This window comes from Bradyrhizobium sp. NBAIM08 (assembly GCF_020193935.1).
Taxonomy (GTDB): Bacteria; Pseudomonadota; Alphaproteobacteria; order Rhizobiales; family Xanthobacteraceae; genus Bradyrhizobium; species Bradyrhizobium yuanmingense.
Map to the genome: position 1 here is coordinate 1 of NZ_JADYVR010000941.1, position 404 is coordinate 404.

The 404-nt window shown below is 67.6% G+C and carries 1 protein-coding gene; it reads right to left on the minus strand.

Annotated elements, in window-relative coordinates; genetic code table 11:
• Positions 1–6 precede the first annotated feature (6 nt).
• On the minus strand, positions 7–404 hold a 398-nt coding region (locus I6F37_RS42840; RefSeq protein ID WP_225154805.1), incomplete at its 5' end, for an aminotransferase class III-fold pyridoxal phosphate-dependent enzyme.

A 404-nucleotide genomic window follows, 5' to 3' on the forward strand; every position in this document is an offset into this window, starting at 1 on the left:
AGGGAATCAACCGCCGCGGACTGCGACAAGCACCTTGCGCAGCGCAGCGAGGAACCGATCCAGCTCGGCCGACGTCACGCACAGCGCGGGCTGCAAGCGCAGCACGTTGCCGTGCCAGCCGCTGACCGTGATCAGCATGCCGGCGTCGTGGAGACCGTCCTTCACTTTCGCCATCTCGGTCTTGCCGAGCGGCTTCTTCGAGTCGCGATCGTGGACGAGCTCGATGCCACCGAGGAGGCCGGTGAAGCGAACGTCGCCGATCCACGGATCCTTGAGCGCCCACGCGCCCTCGGTGAAGTAGCGGCCCATCTTCGCCGCGTTCTCGACGAGAACCTCGGCGACGATCGTCTCGATCATCGCGAGTCCCGCGGCCGCGCTGACGGCGTTGCCACCGGACGTCGGCG